The organism is Pseudomonas sp. GW821-FHT07F05 (genome assembly GCF_059418765.1).
Window position 1 is genome coordinate 79,884 of the sequence record NZ_JBWKQL010000015.1, and the last position, 20,449, is coordinate 100,332.

The 20,449-nt window shown below is 60.8% G+C and carries 13 protein-coding genes; 4 read left to right on the forward strand and 9 right to left on the reverse strand.

Annotated features, from left to right (window positions below; translation table 11 throughout):
* Positions 1-49 precede the first annotated feature (49 nt).
* A complete protein-coding gene (locus AC07RO_RS23630) occupies positions 50-2,203 on the forward strand; it encodes a type I secretion system permease/ATPase (protein WP_346627711.1) in 2,154 nt (717 codons plus the stop codon).
* Positions 2,193-3,566, forward strand: a complete 1,374-nt coding sequence (locus AC07RO_RS23635) for an HlyD family type I secretion periplasmic adaptor subunit (RefSeq protein WP_192174600.1) — start codon at positions 2,193-2,195, stop codon at positions 3,564-3,566. The genes AC07RO_RS23630 and AC07RO_RS23635 overlap by 11 nt, the downstream gene beginning before the upstream one ends.
* Positions 3,567-3,760: 194 nt before the next feature.
* Here AC07RO_RS23635 and AC07RO_RS23640 read toward each other — a convergent pair whose 3' ends face one another.
* The 3 genes from AC07RO_RS23640 to AC07RO_RS23650 all read right to left on the reverse strand — a co-directional run bounded on the left by AC07RO_RS23640 (position 3,761) and on the right by AC07RO_RS23650 (position 8,166).
* Entirely contained in the window at positions 3,761-4,051 is a 291-nt protein-coding gene (locus AC07RO_RS23640) for a DUF2845 domain-containing protein (protein WP_346627712.1), read from the reverse strand.
* A 26-nt stretch (positions 4,052-4,077) separates the two neighbouring features.
* Positions 4,078-7,038 carry a DUF748 domain-containing protein gene (locus tag AC07RO_RS23645; protein WP_495087211.1) on the reverse strand — a complete coding sequence of 987 codons (2,961 nt, stop codon included), beginning with the start codon at positions 7,036-7,038 and terminating at the stop codon, positions 4,078-4,080.
* A 111-nt stretch (positions 7,039-7,149) separates the two neighbouring features.
* On the reverse strand, positions 7,150-8,166 hold the full coding sequence (locus AC07RO_RS23650; protein WP_495087212.1) for a class I SAM-dependent rRNA methyltransferase: 1,017 nt from the start codon (positions 8,164-8,166) through the stop codon (positions 7,150-7,152).
* Positions 8,167-8,931: 765 nt separating this feature from the next.
* On the opposite strand from AC07RO_RS23650, the gene mgtA reads away from it, so the two are divergent.
* A complete protein-coding gene (gene mgtA, locus AC07RO_RS23655) occupies positions 8,932-11,667 on the forward strand; it encodes a magnesium-translocating P-type ATPase (protein ID WP_495087213.1) in 2,736 nt (911 codons plus the stop codon).
* 267 nt (positions 11,668-11,934) lie between these two features.
* Here the strand turns inward: mgtA and AC07RO_RS23660 are convergent, their stop codons facing one another.
* On the reverse strand, positions 11,935-13,116 hold the full coding sequence (locus tag AC07RO_RS23660) for an acetyl-CoA C-acetyltransferase (RefSeq protein WP_495087214.1): 1,182 nt from the start codon (positions 13,114-13,116) through the stop codon (positions 11,935-11,937).
* A gap of 322 nt (positions 13,117-13,438) precedes the next feature.
* On the opposite strand from AC07RO_RS23660, the gene AC07RO_RS23665 reads away from it, so the two are divergent.
* The gene (locus AC07RO_RS23665) at positions 13,439-14,008 is read left to right on the forward strand and encodes a hypothetical protein (protein WP_495087215.1); all 570 of its coding nucleotides are present in this window, start codon (positions 13,439-13,441) and stop codon (positions 14,006-14,008) included.
* A gap of 71 nt (positions 14,009-14,079) precedes the next feature.
* Here AC07RO_RS23665 and pgi read toward each other — a convergent pair whose 3' ends face one another.
* The 5 genes from pgi to AC07RO_RS23690 form a co-directional block, all read right to left on the reverse strand.
* Positions 14,080-15,744 (reverse strand): glucose-6-phosphate isomerase, encoded by a 1,665-nt coding sequence (pgi, locus tag AC07RO_RS23670; RefSeq protein ID WP_192174607.1) that lies wholly within the window; start codon positions 15,742-15,744, stop codon positions 14,080-14,082.
* A 345-nt stretch (positions 15,745-16,089) separates the two neighbouring features.
* On the reverse strand, positions 16,090-16,941 hold the full coding sequence (gene panC, locus AC07RO_RS23675) for a pantoate--beta-alanine ligase (RefSeq protein ID WP_282367319.1): 852 nt from the start codon (positions 16,939-16,941) through the stop codon (positions 16,090-16,092).
* Entirely contained in the window at positions 16,938-17,738 is an 801-nt protein-coding gene (panB, locus tag AC07RO_RS23680; RefSeq protein ID WP_192174609.1) for a 3-methyl-2-oxobutanoate hydroxymethyltransferase, read from the reverse strand. Before panB ends, panC begins: the two co-directional genes overlap by 4 nt.
* A 210-nt stretch (positions 17,739-17,948) precedes the next feature.
* Positions 17,949-18,431, reverse strand: a complete 483-nt coding sequence (gene folK / locus AC07RO_RS23685) for a 2-amino-4-hydroxy-6-hydroxymethyldihydropteridine diphosphokinase (protein WP_192174610.1) — start codon at positions 18,429-18,431, stop codon at positions 17,949-17,951.
* Positions 18,432-18,437: 6 nt separating this feature from the next.
* Positions 18,438-19,835, reverse strand: a complete 1,398-nt coding sequence (locus tag AC07RO_RS23690) for a polynucleotide adenylyltransferase PcnB (protein WP_192174611.1) — start codon at positions 19,833-19,835, stop codon at positions 18,438-18,440.
* Positions 19,836-20,449: the final 614 nt, after the last annotated feature.

Consider the following 20,449-nt stretch of genomic DNA (forward strand, 5'->3'; position numbering starts at 1 on the left):
TTCTTGACGGAGTCAGGTTCTTTTAACCGTTAAGAAAGAGAGTGTCAGCGTGGACTTGGAATTACCTTCGGCTCAATTAGGTCATGATCCACGCAGCCAGCACGACGATCCGCTACTCGACGGGCTGTTGACACTCTGTGCCCTGCATCACAAACCGGCGAGCCGGGCCATGCTGACCACCGGTCTGCCATTGCCCGACCAGCGCCTGAGCCCGGATCTGCTGCCCCGCGCCGCAGCCCGGGCGGGTTTGCAGGGGCGTTTGCTGCAACGCAAACTCAACCAGATTCCCGAGATCGCATTGCCCGCCTTGCTGCTCCTGAAAGACGGGCGCTCTGCCGTTCTGCTCGGTTGGGAGGGCCAATCGGCCCGCCTGCTGATCAGCGAAAGCAACGGCGGCGAAGTGCTGATCGAAACCGAAGCGCTGGCGCAGGATTACAGCGGTCGGGTGTTTTTCGCACAGCCGCAACATAAATTTGACGTGACCCAGGGCTCGCTCATCCCGCGCGCTCGTTCCTGGTTCAAGGACACCCTCAAGCTGTCTCGCTGGCTTTACGTCGACGCGATCGCTGCCAGCTTCGTGATCAACCTGATCGCGCTGGCTACCCCTCTTTTCGTGATGAACGTCTACGACCGGGTCGTGCCCAACCAGGCCACCGCCACACTGTGGGTGCTGGCGACCGGTATCTGTGGCGCGTTTCTGTTTGATCTTTTGCTCAAGGGCCTGCGCAGTCTGTGCCTGGACCTGGCCGGCAAGAAAACCGACCTGATCATTTCCGCCACGCTGTTCGAACGCATCGTCGGCATGGCGATGAAGTTTCGCCCGGCGCGGGTCGGCAGCTACGCCCAGAACATCCATGAGTTCCAGGGCATGCGTGACTTCCTCACGTCGCTGACCCTGACCAGCCTCATCGACCTGCCGTTCACGCTGATCATTCTGTTGGTGATCGCGCTGCTGGGCGGGCATCTGGTGTGGATTCCGATCATCGCCTTCCCGCTGGCGCTGGGCATCGGCCATTTCCTGCAAAAACCGCTGACCTCCACCCTTGAGCGCACCATGGCGCTGGGTGCCGAGCGTCAGTCGAGTCTGATCGAAACCCTCGCCGGCCTCGATGCGGTGAAGGTCAACAACGCCGAAAGCGAGCGTCAATACCAGTGGGAACACACCATCGGTACGCTTAGCCGCCTGGAATTGCGCGTCAAAGTGCTTTCCGGTCTTGCCATGAACATCACCCTGCTGATCCAGCAACTGGCGGGCGTGGCGATGATCTGTTTCGGCGTTTACATGATCATGGACGGCGTCCTCAGCATGGGCGGCCTCGTGGCGTGCTACATGCTCAGCGGCCGCGCCCTTGGCCCGCTGGCGCAACTGTCCGGCCTGCTGACCCGTTACCAGCAAGCCAAAGTGACCATGGTGTCGGTCGATCAAATGATGGAGCTGCCCCAGGAACGTAACTTCGACGAGCGTCCCCTCAGCCGTCAGGTGCTTCAGGGCGCCATGGAATTCCGCAACCTTGAGTTCACTTACCCGAACCAGCAGAACCTGGCGCTGCGCAACATCAATCTGGTGATCCGCCCGGGCGAGAAGGTCGGCATCATCGGCCGTAGCGGTTCGGGGAAAAGCTCCCTGGCCAAACTGCTGGTCGGTTTGTATCAGCCGGATGAAGGCTCGCTGCTGGTGGATGGCGTCGACATTCGCCAGATCGACGTCAGCGAAGTGCGCCACAACATCGGCTACGTCGCCCAGGACATACAACTGTTGTCGGGCACGCTGCGCGATAACCTGATTTCCGGCGCGCGTTACGTGGACGACGAGATGGTTTTGCAGGCCGCTGAACTGGCCGGCGTGCATGAATTCGCCAGCCTGCATCCCCAGGGCTACGAGCTGCAGGTAGGCGAGCGCGGGCAGAATCTGTCCGGTGGTCAGCGGCAGAACGTTGCCCTGGCGCGGGCCTTGTTGCTCGATCCGCCGATCCTGTTGCTCGACGAACCCACCAGCGCCATGGACAACACCGGCGAAGAACGTTTGAAGCAGCGCCTGCATGGCGTCATCGAGAAAAAGACCGTGATTCTTGTGACACACCGAGCTTCGTTGCTCAGCCTGGTTGATCGCCTGGTTGTCATCGACCGCGGCCAGATCGTGGCCGACGGTCCGAAAGCCGCCGTTATGGAAGCGTTGAAGAAGGGGCAGATCAGTGTTGCTTAAGTCAGGTCAAAACTCCGGTGGTGGCATCTTCGGCTACTTCAAGGGCTCGCCTTCGCTGGAAGGCCAGGCGCTGCCGGAAGTCAAAAAGGCATTGGTCGACGACGCCCCGCGCATCGTGCGGCTGACCATCTGGGCCGTGATTCTGTTCTTCGTCTTCTTGCTGGTCTGGGCCAACTACGCCGTGATCGATGAAGTGACGAAGGGCGAGGGCAAGGCCATTCCGTCGACCAAGATCCAGAAAATCCAGAACCTGGAAGGCGGCATCGTTGCGCAGATCTACGCCCACGACGGCCAGATCGTCGACGCCGGCGCCCCGCTGATTCGCCTCGACGACACGCGCTTTGCGTCCAACGTTGGCGAAACCGAGGCTGATCGTCTTGCCATGCAGCTGCGCGTTGAGCGTCTGAGCGCCGAGGTCGATGACCGTCCGCTGAACATCAGCGCCGAAGCGCGCAAGCTGGTGCCGAATCAGGCAGCCAACGAAGAGTCGCTGTACAAAAGCCGCCGTCAGCAACTGGTGGATGAGATTGGTGGTTTGCAGCAGCAATTGATTCAGCGTCAGCAGGAATTGCGTGAATTCGGCTCCAAGCAAGAACAGTACCGCAGCAGCCTGGCCCTGTTGCGCCAGGAGATCGGCATGTCCGAGCCGTTGGTGTCCCAAGGCGCCGTGTCGCCGGTGGACATCCTGCGGCTGAAACGCTCCGAGGTGGAAACCCGTGGTCAGCTGGATGGCACCACGCTGGCGATCCCTCGCGCACAGGCGGCGATTGCCGAAGTGCAGCGCAAGATCGATGAAACCCGTGGCAAATTTCGCAGCGACGCGCTTACCCAACTGAACGAAGCGCGCACCAATCTTTCGAAAGCGCAGTCGACGGCCAAGGGCCTCGAAGACCGCGTTAACCGCACGATGGTGACATCGCCGGTGCGCGGCGTGGTCAAACAGATGCTGGTCAACACCGTCGGCGGCGTTATTCAGCCGGGCAGCGACATCGCCGAAGTGGTGCCGCTGGATGACACCCTGCTGGTAGAAGCGCGCATTCGTCCGCAAGACATCGCCTTCCTGCACCCGGGGCAGGAAGCGATGATCAAGTTCACGGCCTATGACTACACGATCTATGGCGGGCTGAAAGGCAAGCTGGAGCAGATCGGCGCCGACACCATTCAGGACGAAGAGAAGAAGAACACCTTCTACGTGATCAAACTGCGCACCGACCGCAGCCACCTCGGCACTGATGAGCACCCGCTGCTGATCATCCCGGGCATGGTCGCCTCGGTAGACATCATCACCGGCAAGAAAACCATCCTGAGCTACCTGCTTAAACCCGTGCTGAAAGCCCGCGCCGAGGCATTGCACGAGCGTTGATGGCTGATGGTTGATGGCCGGTAGACTGGCCTCTTCCTTTGTAGGACCGGCTTCAGCCGGGAACGCGTTGGGCGTGGCACCGGAAATCTATGGTGTTCAGACGGGCCTCTTCCCGGCTAAAGCCGGTCCCACAGACAGACCGCGTGCTTTTTGTGGGACCGGCTTTAGCCGGGAAAGCGTCAGGGCAGGCGCCATCACCTCCCGCGTTTGCTATCAATCCTCACCAGCCGCCCGCCTTCGAACCTCAAATACTGGTACATCCCGTTGCTCGGGCCGTAGATCCATTCCTGAACCTGCACCTGATCCACCTGGCGGTAGTGATTGACGGTTTCCTTGTAGCCGATGATGTCCTGGCTGACCGGTTGACCGCATTTCTGCTGCACTTCAAACATCCGGTCGCCCACGCTGATCAACTGGCTGCCGCAGCGCAACGTATCCGCCTGGGCAACGCCAGCCAGCGCTGTCACACCGAGAACCAACGCCATTCTCGTTATCGCATTTCTCAAAATCATTACTCGCTGTCGAGGTGCAGGGGGCTGATGACGCGGCCGTCCTTTTCCGGTTTGCCGAGGGTGGTGTCGATGAAATACACCCGCTCGTCTGCCAGTTGGTCCTTGTCCACCAAGTAGTCCTTGATGCTTCCGGCCCGCGCCTGACCAAGCTGACGCAGCAGCAGCGCGCTCGAACTCCAGGATTTGAGCACCGCCTCGCGCAGCTTGTTCTGACGCTCTTCCTTGCCCAGATTCACCCATTCAGCCGGCGGCTGCTGTTTCAGGCGCGTGCGATAGATGCCCTCGAGCATCGGTGCCTTCTCGTCAGCAGGCACGGTCAGATCGCTCGCCTGCGCCGGCACCTTGTCGCCACGGCGCTGGAGAATCTTGTAGTACGTGCTCTGGTATTCGCGCTCCAGGCGCTGTTGGGCAATCAGTGGCCCATCGCTCGCTTCAGCGCTGGTGCCTTCAATCTCCAGGCGCAACGCCGGACGCGCTTTCAATCCCGCCGCCAGCTTGTCCAGCGATGCCATGGCTTCAGGGCTCAACTCATCAACCCCTGGCGCGAAGGACACCGTGCCTAAATCCTCTGATCCGCCACCGCCGCTGATCAATCCGCCGATGAATTTGAACGGCGCCGCCGCAGCCTTCACCACCAGATTGCGCAGGGTCTGCCAGACAATCGGCATCACGCTGAACTGCGGATTGTTGAGATCGCCCGTCACGGGCAGCTCGATGGAAATCTTGCCATCGGTATCCTTGAGCAGGGCGATCGCCAGTTTCAGCGGCAGATTCACCGCGTCCGGACTGTCGACCTTCTCGCCCAATTGCAGCTGCTCGACCACCACCTTGTTCTCGGCTTTGAGCTGGCCTTTGGTGATCAGGTAATGCAGGTCCAGATTCAAACGCCCCTTGCGGATGCGATACCCGGCGAACTTGCCGGAATAGGGCGTCAACGCGGTGAGCTCCACGCGCTTGAAGCTCGTCGCGATGTCCAGACTCGCCATCGGGTTGAACGGGTTCAGCGCGCCCTTGATGGTCACCGGCGCATAGCGATCCACCTTGCCGTTGATGTTCACCGTCGCCGGTTTGTCTTGGCGGTTATCCAGCGTGCCGATTTTGCCGTTGAGTTGCTGAACAGCCGTAGCGAAGTTTGGCGTGAGGCTGAAGTCGGCAAAGTTGGCCGAGCCGTTGGTGATGTTCACTTCGCCAATGCGAATGCCCATCGGCTTTTCGCTGCTGGCGGCAGCTTTGGCTTTCGGCGCGGCAGGCGCTTGATCAGCAGGCTGAGGAATCAGCAGGTCATCGATATTAGTTGAGCGATCGTCGGCAATCATGAATCGGGCATAGGGCTGATCAATGTTGATCGTGGCGATGGTCAGGCTGTCGCCGAGCTGGAAATTCAGGCCCTCGACATTCAGCCGCTGCCATTTCACGAAGTCCCGCGACTTGAGGGTGTCGAGGGTGTGCAACTGGTCGACCTGCGCCTTGCCGGTAATGCCCAGCGCCAAGGGCTCGGTGCTTTTCAGGTCGACCGCCAGATCGCTGTTGAGCATGCCGCTCCGGACTTCCAGACGAATGAACGGCGTGACGTAGGACTGCGCGACACGCAGGTCGATATCGCGGGTGGTGACGTTGAGATTGGCGCGAACCGGCGCCAGATTCACCTCGCCCTCGGCGGTCAGCTTGCCTTGCTTGCCCACGCCGGTGTCGAGCTTGAGCTTGAAGGGTGATTTGTTGAGGCTGTCGAAGCCGGTCAGGTCCAGGTTCAGCGGACCGACATCAATCGCAACGGGTTCTTTCGGCACCTTGTCGGCGAGGTGAATGCGGTAGTCGCGCAGCTGCGTATCGCGCAGCAACACCTGCCACGGCTTGCTCGGCGCCGCTGGTTTTGCGCTGGCGGTGCTTTCAGCGCTGCTCGCGGTGGCGGGCTGCTGTTTTTCAGCCTCAACCTTTTTCGCCTGCGCCTTAGAAGGCTGGCTGGCGAACAGCTTTTGCCAGTCCAGCTCACCGTCTGACTCACGCGTCGCCCAGGTTTCCAGGCCTTCGCTACGAATCTTGCCGACGGTCACCAACTGCTTGGCCAGATCGATCGACGTCTCGCTCACGCTCAGTTTTTTCAGGCGAGCCAGCGGTCTGCCGTCCGGGGCATCGATGGCGAAGGGCGCGACGCTCAAGGACGTGTTGTCCAGCAGCAGCTCGGTCTCCTTGGCCAGGCTGAGTTTGTAGTGGGTGTTGAAATTGAGTACGCCGTCTTTGAGCACCAGCGGCAGGGCATCGCGAACATAGGGCCACCAGACTTTCATCTTGCCGTCGGTGACTTTGAGCGTGCCTTCCGACGCGATCGGCACCAGGCTGATGCGCCCGACCCAGTCGATCTGACCGCCTTCAGGCCCGGCGGCGACGAGGGTCATGTCGGCGTTGTCTTCCGGCAGCGTGCTGAGGTTTTTCAGCTCGAAATTCAGCGCGTCGTAGAGAAACTCGATGGGCTCGCTGGGCCGCATGTCCTGGAAATGCACGTAACCGTCGGCCAGCTTGATTTCGCCGATACGCAGCGGAAATGGCTTGCCTGGAGGTTCGTCTGGTTTTGCAGGTTCGCTGGCGGGCAGCTTGAACAGCCCGGCCAGGTTGAGCGTGCCGTCTTTGGCGAACAGCAGCTCGGTCTTGGGTTTATCGAGTTCGACGGCCTTGAGGTGCAGAGCCTTGGTCCACAGGCTGTCGATTTGCAGGTTGGCGTAAAGCCGTGCGAAACCGATTTGCTCCTTGCCCGGTGCCCCGATGTTCAGGCCCCAGAGGGTGACTTCAAGGCTGTAGGGGTTGAGTTCGAGGCGGTCGAGCCTGGCCGGCACCGTGCTGTAATTGGCCAGCTGTTGATTGATGATTCGCAATGCAACGCCTGGCAGGATCAGAAACCCCAGCACGCTGTAAATGGCGAAGACGGCCAGCAGGGCGCCGATGGCGCGTTTCAATCCTTTGGGCATGTAGGTCGCCGACTCTCTCGATGGGAGGTCCTTGGAGTATGGCACGCCAATCTGGTTCCGAATCCAGTCGCTTCAATCCGTGTGGGAAATTTCCTCAGGCCCGTTTGAGCATCACAGCTGCAAGATCAATGTCTTGAGCGGGGGCTGTTGATCCTGTGACGGAAAGTCGGCGCCCGGGGTCAGCACCTGGCAGTCGCGCACGGGTCGGCCGATCTTGCTCGCGCAACGCAGCACTTGCTCGCGCCAGTCGTCCAGGCTGACCTTCGCCAGATTGTTGCAGCAGATCAGCACGCCGTCTTCGGCGGTGGTCAGCAGCGCGGGTTTCAGCAGGCTTTGGTAATCGCGCAGCAGATCCACCGTGCCGAACGCGCTCTTGGCCCAGGCCGGCGGGTCCAGCAGGACCAGATCGTATTGGCGTTGCTCAAGGCGTACGTAACTCGGCAGCTTGTGGCCGCGACGGGAAGCGATGGGCAGCCCGGCCAGTTGGCGAATGGCCGGGAAGTAATCGGACTGGACGAACTGCATGGTCGGCAGCTGCGGATTGAGCAGGCCGTTCTCGCGCCCGACCGCCAGGTTGCCTTCGGCGAAATCCAGGTTGCACACCTCGCGCGCGCCACCCGCCGCTGCGCTCAGGCCGACGCCGCAGGTGTAGGCGAACAGATTGAGCACGCTCTTGCCGGCGGCATGTTGCTTGACCCAGCCACGGGCGTTGCGCAGGTCGAGAAACAGCAATGGGTCCTGCCCGGCATGACGACCGCGCACCCGGTATTTCAGGCCCCACTCGTCTCCGACCAGATCGGCCAGCGCAGCGTCGTCGGCTTTATAGATCGGGTCAGTGCGGTCGACCCGCGAGTTGCCTTGGGAGCGGTCGTTATAAACCAGCATCAATTCCAGGCCCAGCCGCCCATTGACGGTGGCATGCAGCGCCAGCAGCGAATCGAGATCCAGGCTGTTGTGAAAACTCTGCACCAGCAGTTGCGGGCCGTAGCGGTCGACCGTCAGCCCGCTCGCGCCTTCCTGGCTGCCGTGGAACAGGCGATAACAGTCGGTGCCTTGGGCGTGCAGTTCCGCCAGCAGGGTTTGACGATTATCGAGGGCGACGCTGAGCGCCTGATTCAACGAAGACATGCTCGGCCTTGGGGCAGGAATGAGGGCGTGCGAGTTTATCAGCAAGGCCAATGCCGGTGTTGCCGCCTGTTCGCCAGCAAGCTTCTACGGACTTTCGCACTGCCCTCGCTGCAAACCACTGTAGGAGTCAGCTTGCTCGCGATAGCGGCGTGTCAGACGACATCCTCTTCGCAGACATAACGCCATCGCGAGCAAGCTCACTCCTACAGAAACTGAGGTGAATCAGTTCAACCTCGGGGTCTCAGATATGACGCATGTGCGAGCAAGCTCACCCCTGCAAGAGGCGTCATCCCCCGGTTCCTGAACCGTTCCTGAAGACATCCGCATTAACTCTCACGCCCTCCGTGCTGGCGATTTACTCTCATGAAGCCCGGGCGTATTCTTCGCCCGTTTTCAACCAATGCGGAGACCCACAGTGGGTACTTGTTCGAGTGACAGACGTCAGCCGGTGATGACGACCGGCCCATACTCGGCACGATAACGCGCAGTCTTTTTCACTGCCGCTATCTCGCCGACAACGTGAGAAGCGGCAGTGCCGGCGGACTCTGATCAGAACCCGCTTTCCTGTCCTTTCCCTGACGCCCAATCCTGCGTGATGACCGACGCGTCTGTCGTTCGTCTGCGCATCGGACGCGCGCGGCTTTTGCTGCGCGGGCCAGACTGCGGCGCCTGCTCATGAACGAGCGCGGCGCCTGAGGTCGGCCGTACCCGCTCAAGGTTCCTGTGCTTTCAGCTCCAGCAGCCTTCAGTCCAGGGGACATAACCATGAAGTACACCCTCCTGAAAGAATTCCTCGCAGACTTCGTCCGCACCCGCAAACTCGGCCGGCACTTTCGTCGGCTGGCGACGCTCGACAGCGTGACCGACGCCACCGTCAGCCGCGAAGTGCCGCCCACCCTGGCGCAAACCCTGACCCGGGGCGCCAGTAGCGATGTGCCTGAATTGCTCGCACGCCTGAGCAGTCACGTCGACGGCCTCACCGAAACCGAGGCCCATGACCTGCGCGAGCAACACGGCCTCAACGAAGTCGAGCACGAACAGCCCCTGCCATGGTGGGTGCACCTGTGGCACTGCTACAAAAACCCGTTCAACCTGCTACTGACCCTGCTGGCGTTCATCTCGTGGCTGACCGAAGACATGAAAGCCGCCACGGTGATTTTCTCCATGGTCGTGCTCTCCACACTGCTGCGTTTCTGGCAGGAGGCGCGCTCCAATCAGGCCGCCGACGCGCTGAAAGCGATGGTCAGCAACACCGCGACTGTCATGCGCCGCGCCGACAGCACGGTCGACGCGGCCGATAACGCAACGCAAAAACGAATCGAACTGCCGATCAAGCAACTGGTACCGGGCGACCTCATCGTGCTGTCTGCCGGCGACATGATCCCTGCGGACTGCCGCGTGCTGAGCGCCAAGGACCTGTTCGTCAGCCAGGCCGCCATGACCGGCGAATCCATGCCGGTGGAGAAATTCGCGCGGCGTCAGGACGTCGACACGGGTAACCCGCTGGACCTGGAAAACATCCTGTTCATGGGCACCAACGTGGTGTCCGGCGCGGCGACGGGCGTCATTCTTGCGACCGGCAACAACACTTATTTCGGCGCACTGGCGCAGCGGGTCAGCGCCACCGATCGTGCGCCGACCTCGTTTCAGGCCGGGGTCAACAAAGTCAGCTGGCTGCTGATCCGCTTCATGTTTGTGATGGCGCCGCTGGTGCTGTTCATCAACGGCTTTACCAAGGGCGACTGGATGGAAGCGCTGCTGTTCGCGCTGTCCATCGCGGTCGGCCTGACCCCGGAAATGCTGCCGATGATCGTCACCTCGACGCTGGCCAAGGGCGCGGTGTTCCTGTCGCGCAAGAAAGTCATCGTCAAGCGCCTCGACGCCATCCAGAACTTCGGTGCCATGGACGTGCTGTGCACCGACAAGACCGGCACGCTGACCCAGGACAAGATTTTTCTCGCACGGCATGTCGACGTCTGGGGCGATGAGTCCGACGACGTTCTGGAAATGGCCTACCTCAACAGCTACTACCAGACCGGGCTGAAAAACCTGCTGGACGTCGCGGTGCTGGAGCACGTCGAGATTCACCGCGAGCTGCAAGTCGGCACTGCGTTCAGCAAAGTCGATGAGGTCCCGTTCGACTTCAATCGCCGGCGCATGTCGGTGGTGGTGCAACAGCAGCGCGAACCGCATCTGTTGATCTGCAAAGGCGCGCTGGAAGAGGTGCTGAGCGTGTGCAACCGCGTGCGCCATGGCGATGCCGAAGAAGCGCTCACGCCTGAGCTGCTCGAGCGTATTCTGAGCGTCACCGCAGCGTTCAACGAAGAAGGCCTGCGCGTGGTGGCTGTGGCCGCGCGTCCTATGGAGGCGGGCCGCGACACCTACGGCCTGGCTGACGAAAGCGACCTGACCCTGATCGGCTATGTCGCGTTTCTCGATCCACCGAAGGAAAGCACGGCGCCGGCGCTTAAAGCGCTGGCCGAGCATGGCGTGGCGGTGAAAGTGCTGACCGGCGACAACGAGCGCGTCACCGCGAAGATCTGCCGCGAAGTCGGTCTGGAGCGTCAGGGCCTGCTGCTGGGTGGTGATATCGAGCGCATGAGCGACGCTGAGCTGGCGGTCGCGGTCGAAACGACCAATGTGTTCGCCAAGCTGACGCCTTCCCACAAGGAGCGCATCGTTCGGCTGCTCAAGGCCAACGGGCACGTGGTGGGTTTCATGGGTGACGGCATTAACGACGCGCCTGCGCTGCGCACGGCCGACATTGGCATTTCCGTGGACACCGCGGTGGACATCGCCAAGGAAGCGGCCGACATCATTCTGCTGGAGAAGAGCCTGATGGTGCTGGAGGAGGGGGTGCTGGAAGGGCGCCGGACCTTCGCCAACATGCTCAAGTACATCAAAATGACGGCCAGTTCCAACTTCGGCAACGTGTTCTCGGTGCTGGTCGCCAGTGCGTTCATCCCGTTTCTGCCGATGCTGCCAATGCACCTGCTGGTGCAGAACCTGCTGTACGACATTTCCCAGATTGCCATTCCGTTCGATAACGTCGATGAGGAACTGCTGAAAAAACCTCAGCGCTGGCAGCCTGCGGATGTAGGACGCTTCATGCTGTTTTTCGGGCCGATCAGTTCGATCTTCGACATCACCACGTTTGCGGTGATGTGGTACGTGTTCGGCGCCAACACGCCAGAGCATCAGACCCTGTTTCAGTCGGGCTGGTTTGTCGTGGGCCTGCTGACGCAAACGCTGATCGTGCACATGATCCGCACACCGAAAATCCCGTTCCTGCAAAGCCGCGCGGCGATGCCGTTGATGGTGATGACCGGGGTGATCATGGCCGTGGGCATCTTCCTGCCGATGGGCCCGTTGGCGCACTACTTCAAACTGCAGGCACTGCCACCGCTGTACTTCGCCATCCTGCCGCTGATCCTGATCGGCTACGTGGCGCTGACCCAGGCGGTGAAGGGGTTCTATGTCCGCAGGTTTGGCTGGCAGTGATGTGCATGTGACGGAGGTCCCACTGACTGACCACGTGCTTTTGTGGGACCGGCTTTAGCCGGGAATGCGTCAGGCGTCACACCGCGAAAGTGAGGGTGTTCGAACTGGCCTCTTCCCGGCTGAAGCCGGTCCTACTCTGACCGCGTGTTTTTAGTGGGACCGGCTTTAGCCGGGAATGCGTCAGGTGTCACACCGCGAAAGTGAGGGTGTTCGACCTGGCCTCTTCCCGGCTGAAGCCGGTCCTACACTTGCGTCTCGGCCAGGCTGTTATGGCCGGGCCAGCGCCAGCGCCACGCCTTGTCCGCCGCCAATGCACAGCGTCGCCAGGCCTTTCTTCGCGCCGCGCTTGATCATTTCGTGCAGCAGGGTCACCAGCACGCGGCAGCCCGATGCGCCGATCGGGTGGCCGATGGCGATGGCGCCGCCGTTGACGTTGACCTTGTCCATGTCCCAGCCCAGTTCCTTGCCAACCGATAATGACTGGGCGGCGAAGGCTTCGTTGGCTTCGATCAGATCGAGCTCCTCCAGCGACCAACCCGCCTTGTCCAGGCAGCGGCGGGTTGCGCTCACCGGGCCGATGCCCATGATCGCCGGGTCAACACCCGCGTTCGCGTAAGCCGCAATCCGCGCCAGCACCGGCAAGCCCAGTTCTTCCGCTTTGCGGGCGCTCATCAGAATGACCGCCGCCGCACCGTCGTTCAGCGATGACGCATTGCCTGCCGTGACCGAGCCGTCCTTTTTGAACGCAGGCTTCAGCTTGCCCAGTGATTCAGCAGTGGTGCCCGCACGTGGCTGCTCGTCGATGCTGAAAGAGAGCGGATCCCCTTTGCGCTGAGGAATCAGGACCGGGGTGATTTCATCCACGAAGCGCCCGGCCTCGATGGCCGCCGCGGCTTTCTGTTGCGACGCAGCAGCAAACGCATCCTGCGCCTCACGGCTGATGTCGTATTTACCGGCCAGGTTCTCGGCAGTGATGCCCATGTGGTAATCGTTGAAAGCGTCCCACAGACCGTCGCTGATCATCGTGTCGACCATCGTCGCGTGGCCCATGCGCAGACCGGTTCTCGCGCCCGGCATCACATAGTTCGACAAGCTCATGTTTTCCTGGCCTCCGGCGATGATCACCTCCGCGTCACCGCAACGAATCGCCTGGGCCCCCAGATGCAGCGCCTTGAGGCCCGAGCCACAGACCTTGTTCAGCGTCATGGCGGGCACTGTGAACGGCAAGCCCGCCTTGATCGCAGCCTGACGTGCAGGATTCTGCCCGGCACCCGCCGTCAGCACCTGGCCCATGATCACCTCATCGACTTGCGCACCGTCCAGACCGGTCTGCGCCAGCAGTTGACGGATAACGGTAGCGCCGAGATCCACTGCAGGAATATGCGCCAGCGAACCCTGGAAACTGCCCACCGCAGTGCGGGTGGCGGCAACGATTACGACATCTTGCATGGTGCGAATCCTCAGTGGTGTGCGACGCGGCGCCGGCCCGGGCTTGAAAAGGTGAAGAAAACAGCGCGGGCAGCCGGATCAAGGGAGAGCATGGTTGCATGAATGACGATGATAATTTAAGCCCTTTGTCGCCCGGATGCTGCTGCGATGGCGATCAAACGCCCCCCATCCCTGGACCGGTCTGCGGATGGCTCCTACGGAAACATATGACAGGAAGTGTCTCAGGTTCCGACGCAAACCCGGGAAGCGGCTGATTTTTGTCGAGTGTGAAGGCAGGGACAATCGCCGGCCATTTCAGCGTCCATTTCCCAGGAGCCCCCCTTTGCCAAACGACAATCATGGCGATCAAAGCGGCGACCACAGCCTGAACGTCGGCGTCGGCGACTTTCGTGGCGCCAACGTGAACATCAGTCACAACGAACGCCCCACCTTCACACCCGAGCAATTGCACATTGAGCGCCATCCGGCGTTTGGCGGGCGCAGCCTCGACAGCCGCAACGTCTCTGTCTTTGGGTATATCACGGGAATCGCCAGCCTGATCGGGCTGTACTTCACCCTGTTCCAGCCGCCATTGGGCGGGCAGAGCTCGTGGTCAACGTTGTTCATGTTTTCATTCATCGTTGCGGTGATGGCCGTCGCACTGTCAGCCTTGCTCCGTCGACGCAAGTTCGAGCATTTCTTCGGCTCCCGGCACTATCTTGAAATCAGCCAGACCGGGCGTCTGAGGGTGAATCGTCTGACTGCGCAATGTCCTTGGTGCGGATCGTTGATGCACCTGCGCCGCGTCGGTCCCAAGGAAGGGCCGCGTGACGATCAGTTCCTCTGCGTGCGCAATCCGGCGCAGCACACCGTTCAACTCGACCCGACGGTGCTTCCCGACATAGAAGACTGAGAAACCCAGAAGCACGAAACCCGCTGCCTCTTGCGAGAGAGCGGGTTTCGAGGGTGTTACAGGACGGCAGATCAGCCGCGGTGACGACCGCGGAAGTAGTTGATCAGGCCTTGAGTCGAAGCGTCTTCAGCGACAGTTTCGTCGGTGCCGACAAGGCGGCTGTAAACGCCTTTGCCCAGCTCCTTGCCCAGTTCAACGCCCCATTGGTCGAAGGCATTCGTGCCCCAGACCACGCTTTGCACGAACACTTTATGCTCGTACATCGCGACCAGCGCGCCCAGGCGACGAGGGCTGATGCGCTCGACGACAATGGTGTTGCTTGGACGGTTGCCCGGAATGACCTTATGCGGCGCGACACGCTGCACTTCGTCTTCCGGTACGCCCTTGGCGCGCAGTTCTGCTTCGGCTTCGGGGCGGGTTTTACCCTGCATCAAAGCCTGGCTCTGGGACAGGCAGTTGGCGTACAGCCATTGGTGGTGGTCCGACACCGGGTTGAAGCTGACGATCGGCACAATGAAGTCGGCCGGGATCATTTGCGTGCCTTGGTGCAGCAACTGGTGGTATGCATGCTGGCCGTTCGCACCAACGCCGCCCCAGATGACCGGGCCCGTGTCAGTTTTGACCGGCACGCCGTCCTGGCGAACGCTCTTGCCATTGGATTCCATGTCCAGCTGTTGCAGGTGCTTGGTGATGTTGCGCAGGTAATGGTCGTACGGCAGGATCGCGTGGCTTTGCGCGCCCCAGAAATTGCCATACCAGATACCCAGCAAGCCCAGCAGCACCGGCATGTTCTCTTCGAACTCGGCGTTCTGGAAGTGCTGATCCATGGTGTAGGCGCCGGACAACAGCTCCTTGAAGTTGGACATGCCGATCGCCAGCGCAATAGGCAGGCCAATGGCCGACCACAGCGAGTAACGGCCGCCGACCCAGTCCCACATCGGGAAGATGTTTTCTTCACGAATCCCGAACGCAACCGCCGCGGCGTTGTTGCTCGACACCGCGATGAAGTGGCGATACAACTCGGCTTCGGACCCACCTTGGGCGAGGTACCAGGCGCGGGCAGCGGTGGCGTTCTTCAGGGTTTCGAGGGTGGTGAAGGTCTTGGACGAAACGATGAACAGCGTGGTTTCGGCGCGCAGCTTCTGAGTCAGCTCGTGCAGCTCGGTGCCGTCGATGTTCGCCAGATAATGGCAGCGAACGCCTTTCTGCGCGTAAGACAACAGAGCTTCGGACACCAGCTCAGGGCCCAGGAACGAGCCGCCGATGCCGATATTGACCACGTCGGTGATCGGCTTTTCGGTGTAGCCGCGCCACAGGCCGTCGTGGATGCGCCCGACCAGATCAGTGATCTGGTTCAGCACCTTGTGCACTTCCGGCATCACGTTGACGCCATTGACCAGCAGCTTGTCGCCCACCGGACGACGCAGGGCGGTGTGCAGCGCAGGGCGACCTTCCGAAGCGTTGACCAGCTCGCCGTCGTACTGCGCCTTGATGGCGTCTTTCAGGCCAACTTCATTGGCCAGATTGACCAGCAACTGACGGGTCTCGGCGGTGATCAGGTTCTTCGAGTAGTCGAGAAACAGACCGGCACTGCTGAGCGTGAATTCGTCGAAACGCTTGGGGTCTGCGTTGAATGCTTCGCGCATGCTGAAATTTTGCATCGCTTGGCGGTGATCTTTGAGCGCCTGCCAGGCGGGCAGGGTAGTGACGTCATGAGGAGTGCGGTAGTACGCCATCGCTGCGGGTTTCCTTGTACTTGAACTGCCTTTTGGACACTGAAAAGCAGGATTGGACATGAATTCGTGGACGCATCAGAGACTAGTCCCCGGCAACGCCGATGTCTGCGCCTTGCTTTACCTTTGCTCGGTACTTTTTCTCACGGAGTAGAGTTGCTGGTCTGACACGAACTGTATCGGTATGGCATTGCGGGTGTGGCTAAGTTCATCGCCAGGGCCCTGCAAAGGCCGAGGCCTGCGCTTCACACTCGGTTTCGCGCAGTGAGCATAGGCGCAGATGGTCATCCGATCACGTGACTTTTGCTTTACACGTGACCGGATGCGTTCTTCAGCCGGGCGGGCAGGTTATTCCCTGACCAGATGCAGGTTGTCGATCAGGCGCGTCTTGCCCATGAACGCCGCGCCCAGCACCACCAGATCATGATCATCCGGGGTCGCAGGACGCAGGCTGACTGCGTTGCGAATCTCCAGGTAATCAGGACGGAAGCCCGCGGCTTCCAGGGCTTTGACGCCATCGCCGATCAACTGCTGATGATCCTGTTCGCCATTCTGCAATGCCGTGCCGATCTGTTTGATCACGCGGTACAACGCAGGCGCTGCAGCGCGCTGGTCTTCAGTCAGGTAGCCATTGCGCGACGACAGGGCCAGGCCATCGGCGGCACGCACGGTGGGTTCGCCGATGATTTGAATGGGCATGTTCAGGTCACGCACCAGCGCATTGACGACGGCCAGTTGCTGGAAATCCTTCTGACCGAAAATCGCGATGTCCGGCTGCACCATGTTGAACAGCTTGCTGACCACCGTCGAAACGCCGTCGAAGTGACCGGGACGGCTGCCGCCACACAGGCCTTCGGACACCACAGGCACACGCACGATGGTCTGATCAGCCATGCCATGGGGGTACATTTCTTCGACCGTCGGCGTGAACAGCAGGTGGCAACCGGCCTGAAGCAATTGCTCCTGATCGGCGGCGAGAGTGCGCGGGTACGACGCAAGGTCTTCGGTGGGACCAAATTGAAGCGGGTTGACGAAGATGCTGGCGATCACGAAATCAGCCCGTTGAACGGCTTTAGTGACCAGGGCGATATGGCCGCTGTGCAGGTTGCCCATGGTGGGCACCAGGGCGATGCGCTTGCCTTCGCTGCGTGCGCGGGCAACGACGGCGCGCAACTCGCGAACGGTTTTAACTGTGTTCATGCCGAGAATCCGTGTTCTGGAGCGGGGAAGCTGACGTCCTTGACCGCGCTGACATACGCGCCAATCGCTGACTGAATGTCCGGCTGACCGGCCATGAAATTCTTCACGAACTTGGGCACGCGGCCGGTGATCGACAGCCCCAGCATGTCATGAAGCACCAGCACCTGACCGTCTGTGGCGCTGCCGGCGCCAATACCGATCACCGGAATCTTCACGGCGTGGGTGATTTCCTGGGCCAGTTCGCTCGGCACGCATTCCAGCAGAATCATCGCGGCGCCGGCCTGCTCAAGGGTAATCGCGTCGGCCCGCATTTGCCGCGCCTGCGACTCCAGACGACCCTGCACTTTATAGCCGCCCAGCACGTTGACCGCCTGAGGCGTAAGGCCCATGTGCGCACACACCGGAACGCCGCGCTCGGCCAGCAGCCGGATCGAGTCGGCAAGCCACGCCGCGCCTTCGATCTTGACCATGTGCGCACCCGCTTGCATCAGCGTGGCGCTGTTGGCAAAGGTCTGCTCGGGGGTGGCGTAGGACATGAACGGCAGATCCACCAGAATCAGCGCGCCCTGGTTGCCGCGTTTGACGCCGGCCACGTGGTACGCCATTTCAGCGGTGGTGACGGGCAGCGTGCTGTCGTGGCCCTGAAGGACCATGCCCAGCGAGTCGCCGACCAGCAGCACTTCCACGCCGGCCTGGCTGGCGGTGTGGGCAAAAGTCGCGTCGTAGCAGGTCAGCATGGTGATTTTTTCACCTTTTTGCTTCAGAGCCAGCAGGGACGTAACGGTGATATCGGGCATGGAAAGTCCTTATTCAGGCGCTGTGAATACTGCGGCGAGCAACGCGTGATTCATCTTGGGAGCCAGGCACATCGTCGTTTCGCGATGTTTGCAACGGCCTGATCCGCGCCTTGTGGCCGGTCGCCCGGCTTTGGGACGCTTATCTTCGTGAGGAGGGGGCGGGAAGTCAATTCCGGGTGTTGCCGGTTTGAACGTACCTGCAGAAAGGCGTCAGCTCGGCAATCGCTCCAGGCCTTCGAACGGGCACTGGGCAAGCAAATCATTCAGCGCGCGGCCATCGGCGAAGGTGATCCCCGGCGCCAGCTCGGCCAGTGGGTACAGCACAAACGCGCGCACCTGCATCTGGTAGTGCGGCACCTTCAGGCGCGGCTCATCGATGAGGCGATCGCCGAACAGCAAGATGTCGAGGTCCAGCGTGCGCGGCCCCCAGCGTTCGAGGCGTTCGCGGCCCTGATCGTTTTCGATGCCTTGCAAGGCATCGAGCAGCGTGAGAGGGGGGAGCGAGGTGTCGAGCGCCGCGACCGCATTGGTGTAGCGCGGCTGACCCGGCAACAGCGAGTCGCTGACATAAAAGGAGGAAACGCCTGACAGACTGCTCTGCGGTAACAGGCCCATAGCCTTGATCGCTTCTCGCAACTGTTCGGCAGGGTCGGCCAGGTTACTACCCAGGCCGATGTAAACGCGCTCGATCATCGGGTGTTATTCCGCCCCGTCGACGCCGGCGCGTTTGCGCTTGCCGCTGCTGCTGCGACGACGTTTGCGCGGAGCCTGGCCGGTAGCGTCGGGCTTGCTGCCCAGGTCACGAATCATGTCGCGACGTTCGGAGTCGTTGGCGTCCTGATAATCCGTCCACCATTCACCCAGCCCGTCGGTTTCTTCGCCGGCCAGTTCACGCAGCAACAGAAAATCGTAGCCGGCACGGAAGCGCGGGTTTTCCAGCAGCAGGTCGGCGCGTTTGCCCGAACGGCGCGGCAGACGTTCCTGCATGTCCCAGATCTCGCGGATCGGCATGGTGAAGCGTTTCGGAATCGCGATCCGCTGGCACTGTTCGGTGATCAGTTCGTGGGCCGCTTCCTGCATGGCCGGGATCGGCGGCATGCCGCGCTCTTGCAGACGCAGGACGCGGGCGGGCAGGGCAGGCCACAGCAATGCGGCAAACAGGAACGCCGGAGTGACCGGTTTGTTCTGCTTGATCCGCAGATCGGTGTTGGCCAGCGCTTCGCTGATCAGCGTGTGGGTATAGGTCGGATTGTATTCCAGCGCTTTGGAGCTGGCCGGGAACAGCGGCTCAAACAGTTCGAGATCGACGAGCATCTCGAACGTTGCTTCGGCGTAACCCGAGAGGAACAGCTTCAGGACTTCTTCAAACAGACGCGCCGAAGGGATGTCGCGCAGCATGGGCGCCAGCGGGCGGATAGGCGTGGCGCTGTGCTTCTCGATACCGAAATCCAGCTTGGCGGCGAAACGCACAGCCCGCAGCATGCGCACCGGGTCTTCCTTGTAACGCTGCTGCGGATCACCGATCAGACGAATCAGGCGATTGCGGATGTCGTGCACACCATTGGCGTAATCGAGGACGCGCTCGGTGACCGGATCGTAATACAGGGCGTTGATCGTGAAGTCGCGACGCTGGGCGTCGTCTTCGAGGGTGCCGTAGACGTTGTCACGCAGAATGCGCCCGCTCTCGTTGCGTGAAGACTGGTTACTGTCTTCATCTTCGTCGTCGATCGGGTGATTGGCGCGGAACGTCGCGACTTCAATGATTTCACGGCCGAAATGGATATGAACCAATTTGAAGCGGCGGCCGATGATACGGGCGTTGCGAAACTCGGCGCGGATCTGCTCGGGCGTGGCACTGGTAGCGACGTCGAAATCCTTGGGAGTGATGCCGAGCATCATGTCGCGGACGCAGCCGCCCACCAGATAGGCCTGGTAGCCGGCGGTCTGCAGGCGCTCGACGATGTTCACCGCATAGCGGCTGAATTGATTGCGTTGCAACGAATGCTGGCTGCTGCTGAGCACTTCAGGCGTTGTGCGCACATGTTGCTGCGGCTTGCGCAGTGGGGAACGGAATGACTGGAACAGCTTCTTCAGCATGGGAGGCACTGTTTGAAGGAATATTCGGCCAATTTCGAAGAGTGACCGCACGATGGGCGGGGATTCTAGCATTTAGTCGGGGGATGGTGTAGGAGGCAGCGCGATGGGTGCGTGCGGGTACTGAATGCGCTGCGTGGCGCGGGGTGTCGAGCGGGGAGAGTGTTTAGTGCAGATGCTACTGGGGGAGCCGAAGCTCCCCCAAAGTGCGTGCTCTTATTTTTATTGTCTGATGGGCTTTTTATTTTTGTTGACCGCCCAATTCACGGCTTTCGCCTGTGAAACCTCCCAATCGGGAGTCAAGAGCAAACGGATTGCTTTGGTCGCTGTGCGGCAGTGATCTATCGATCCAACCAGTTCAGGCTCTACCTAAGGGTAGTTTTTGTTGTTCTCGGCCTGGTTGCGGGACAAGTCCCAAATGCAACGCCTCTCCAAAAGAATCAGTTAGCTGCGCCTCCGCCGTATTGTTTTTGTTATGCGTGAGTCGATTCGTCTTGTTTTTATTATGTTGGTGTTTCAGGTGACTGATTTTTGTTGTTCTTGTAAGAATACCTATAGCAGTACCTGTGCCAACTTTTGCAAAACGAGCTGCAGGCCTTTGAATTCAAGGGTGTGGC

Coding starts and splice junctions, on each gene's coding strand:
- AC07RO_RS23645 (WP_495087211.1), bottom strand. CDS start 7,038: ATGCCCAAAGGATTGAAACGCGCCATCGGCGCCCTGCTGGCCGTCTTC.
- AC07RO_RS23660 (WP_495087214.1), bottom strand. CDS start 13,116: ATGCAAGATGTCGTAATCGTTGCCGCCACCCGCACTGCGGTGGGCAGT.
- AC07RO_RS23650 (WP_495087212.1), bottom strand. CDS start 8,166: ATGTCTTCGTTGAATCAGGCGCTCAGCGTCGCCCTCGATAATCGTCAA.
- panC (WP_282367319.1), bottom strand. CDS start 16,941: ATGAACACAGTTAAAACCGTTCGCGAGTTGCGCGCCGTCGTTGCCCGC.
- folK (WP_192174610.1), bottom strand. CDS start 18,431: ATGATCGAGCGCGTTTACATCGGCCTGGGTAGTAACCTGGCCGACCCT.
- panB (WP_192174609.1), bottom strand. CDS start 17,738: ATGCCCGATATCACCGTTACGTCCCTGCTGGCTCTGAAGCAAAAAGGT.
- pgi (WP_192174607.1), bottom strand. CDS start 15,744: ATGGCGTACTACCGCACTCCTCATGACGTCACTACCCTGCCCGCCTGG.
- mgtA (WP_495087213.1), top strand. CDS start 8,932: ATGAAGTACACCCTCCTGAAAGAATTCCTCGCAGACTTCGTCCGCACC.
- AC07RO_RS23690 (WP_192174611.1), bottom strand. CDS start 19,835: ATGCTGAAGAAGCTGTTCCAGTCATTCCGTTCCCCACTGCGCAAGCCG.
- AC07RO_RS23640 (WP_346627712.1), bottom strand. CDS start 4,051: ATGGCGTTGGTTCTCGGTGTGACAGCGCTGGCTGGCGTTGCCCAGGCG.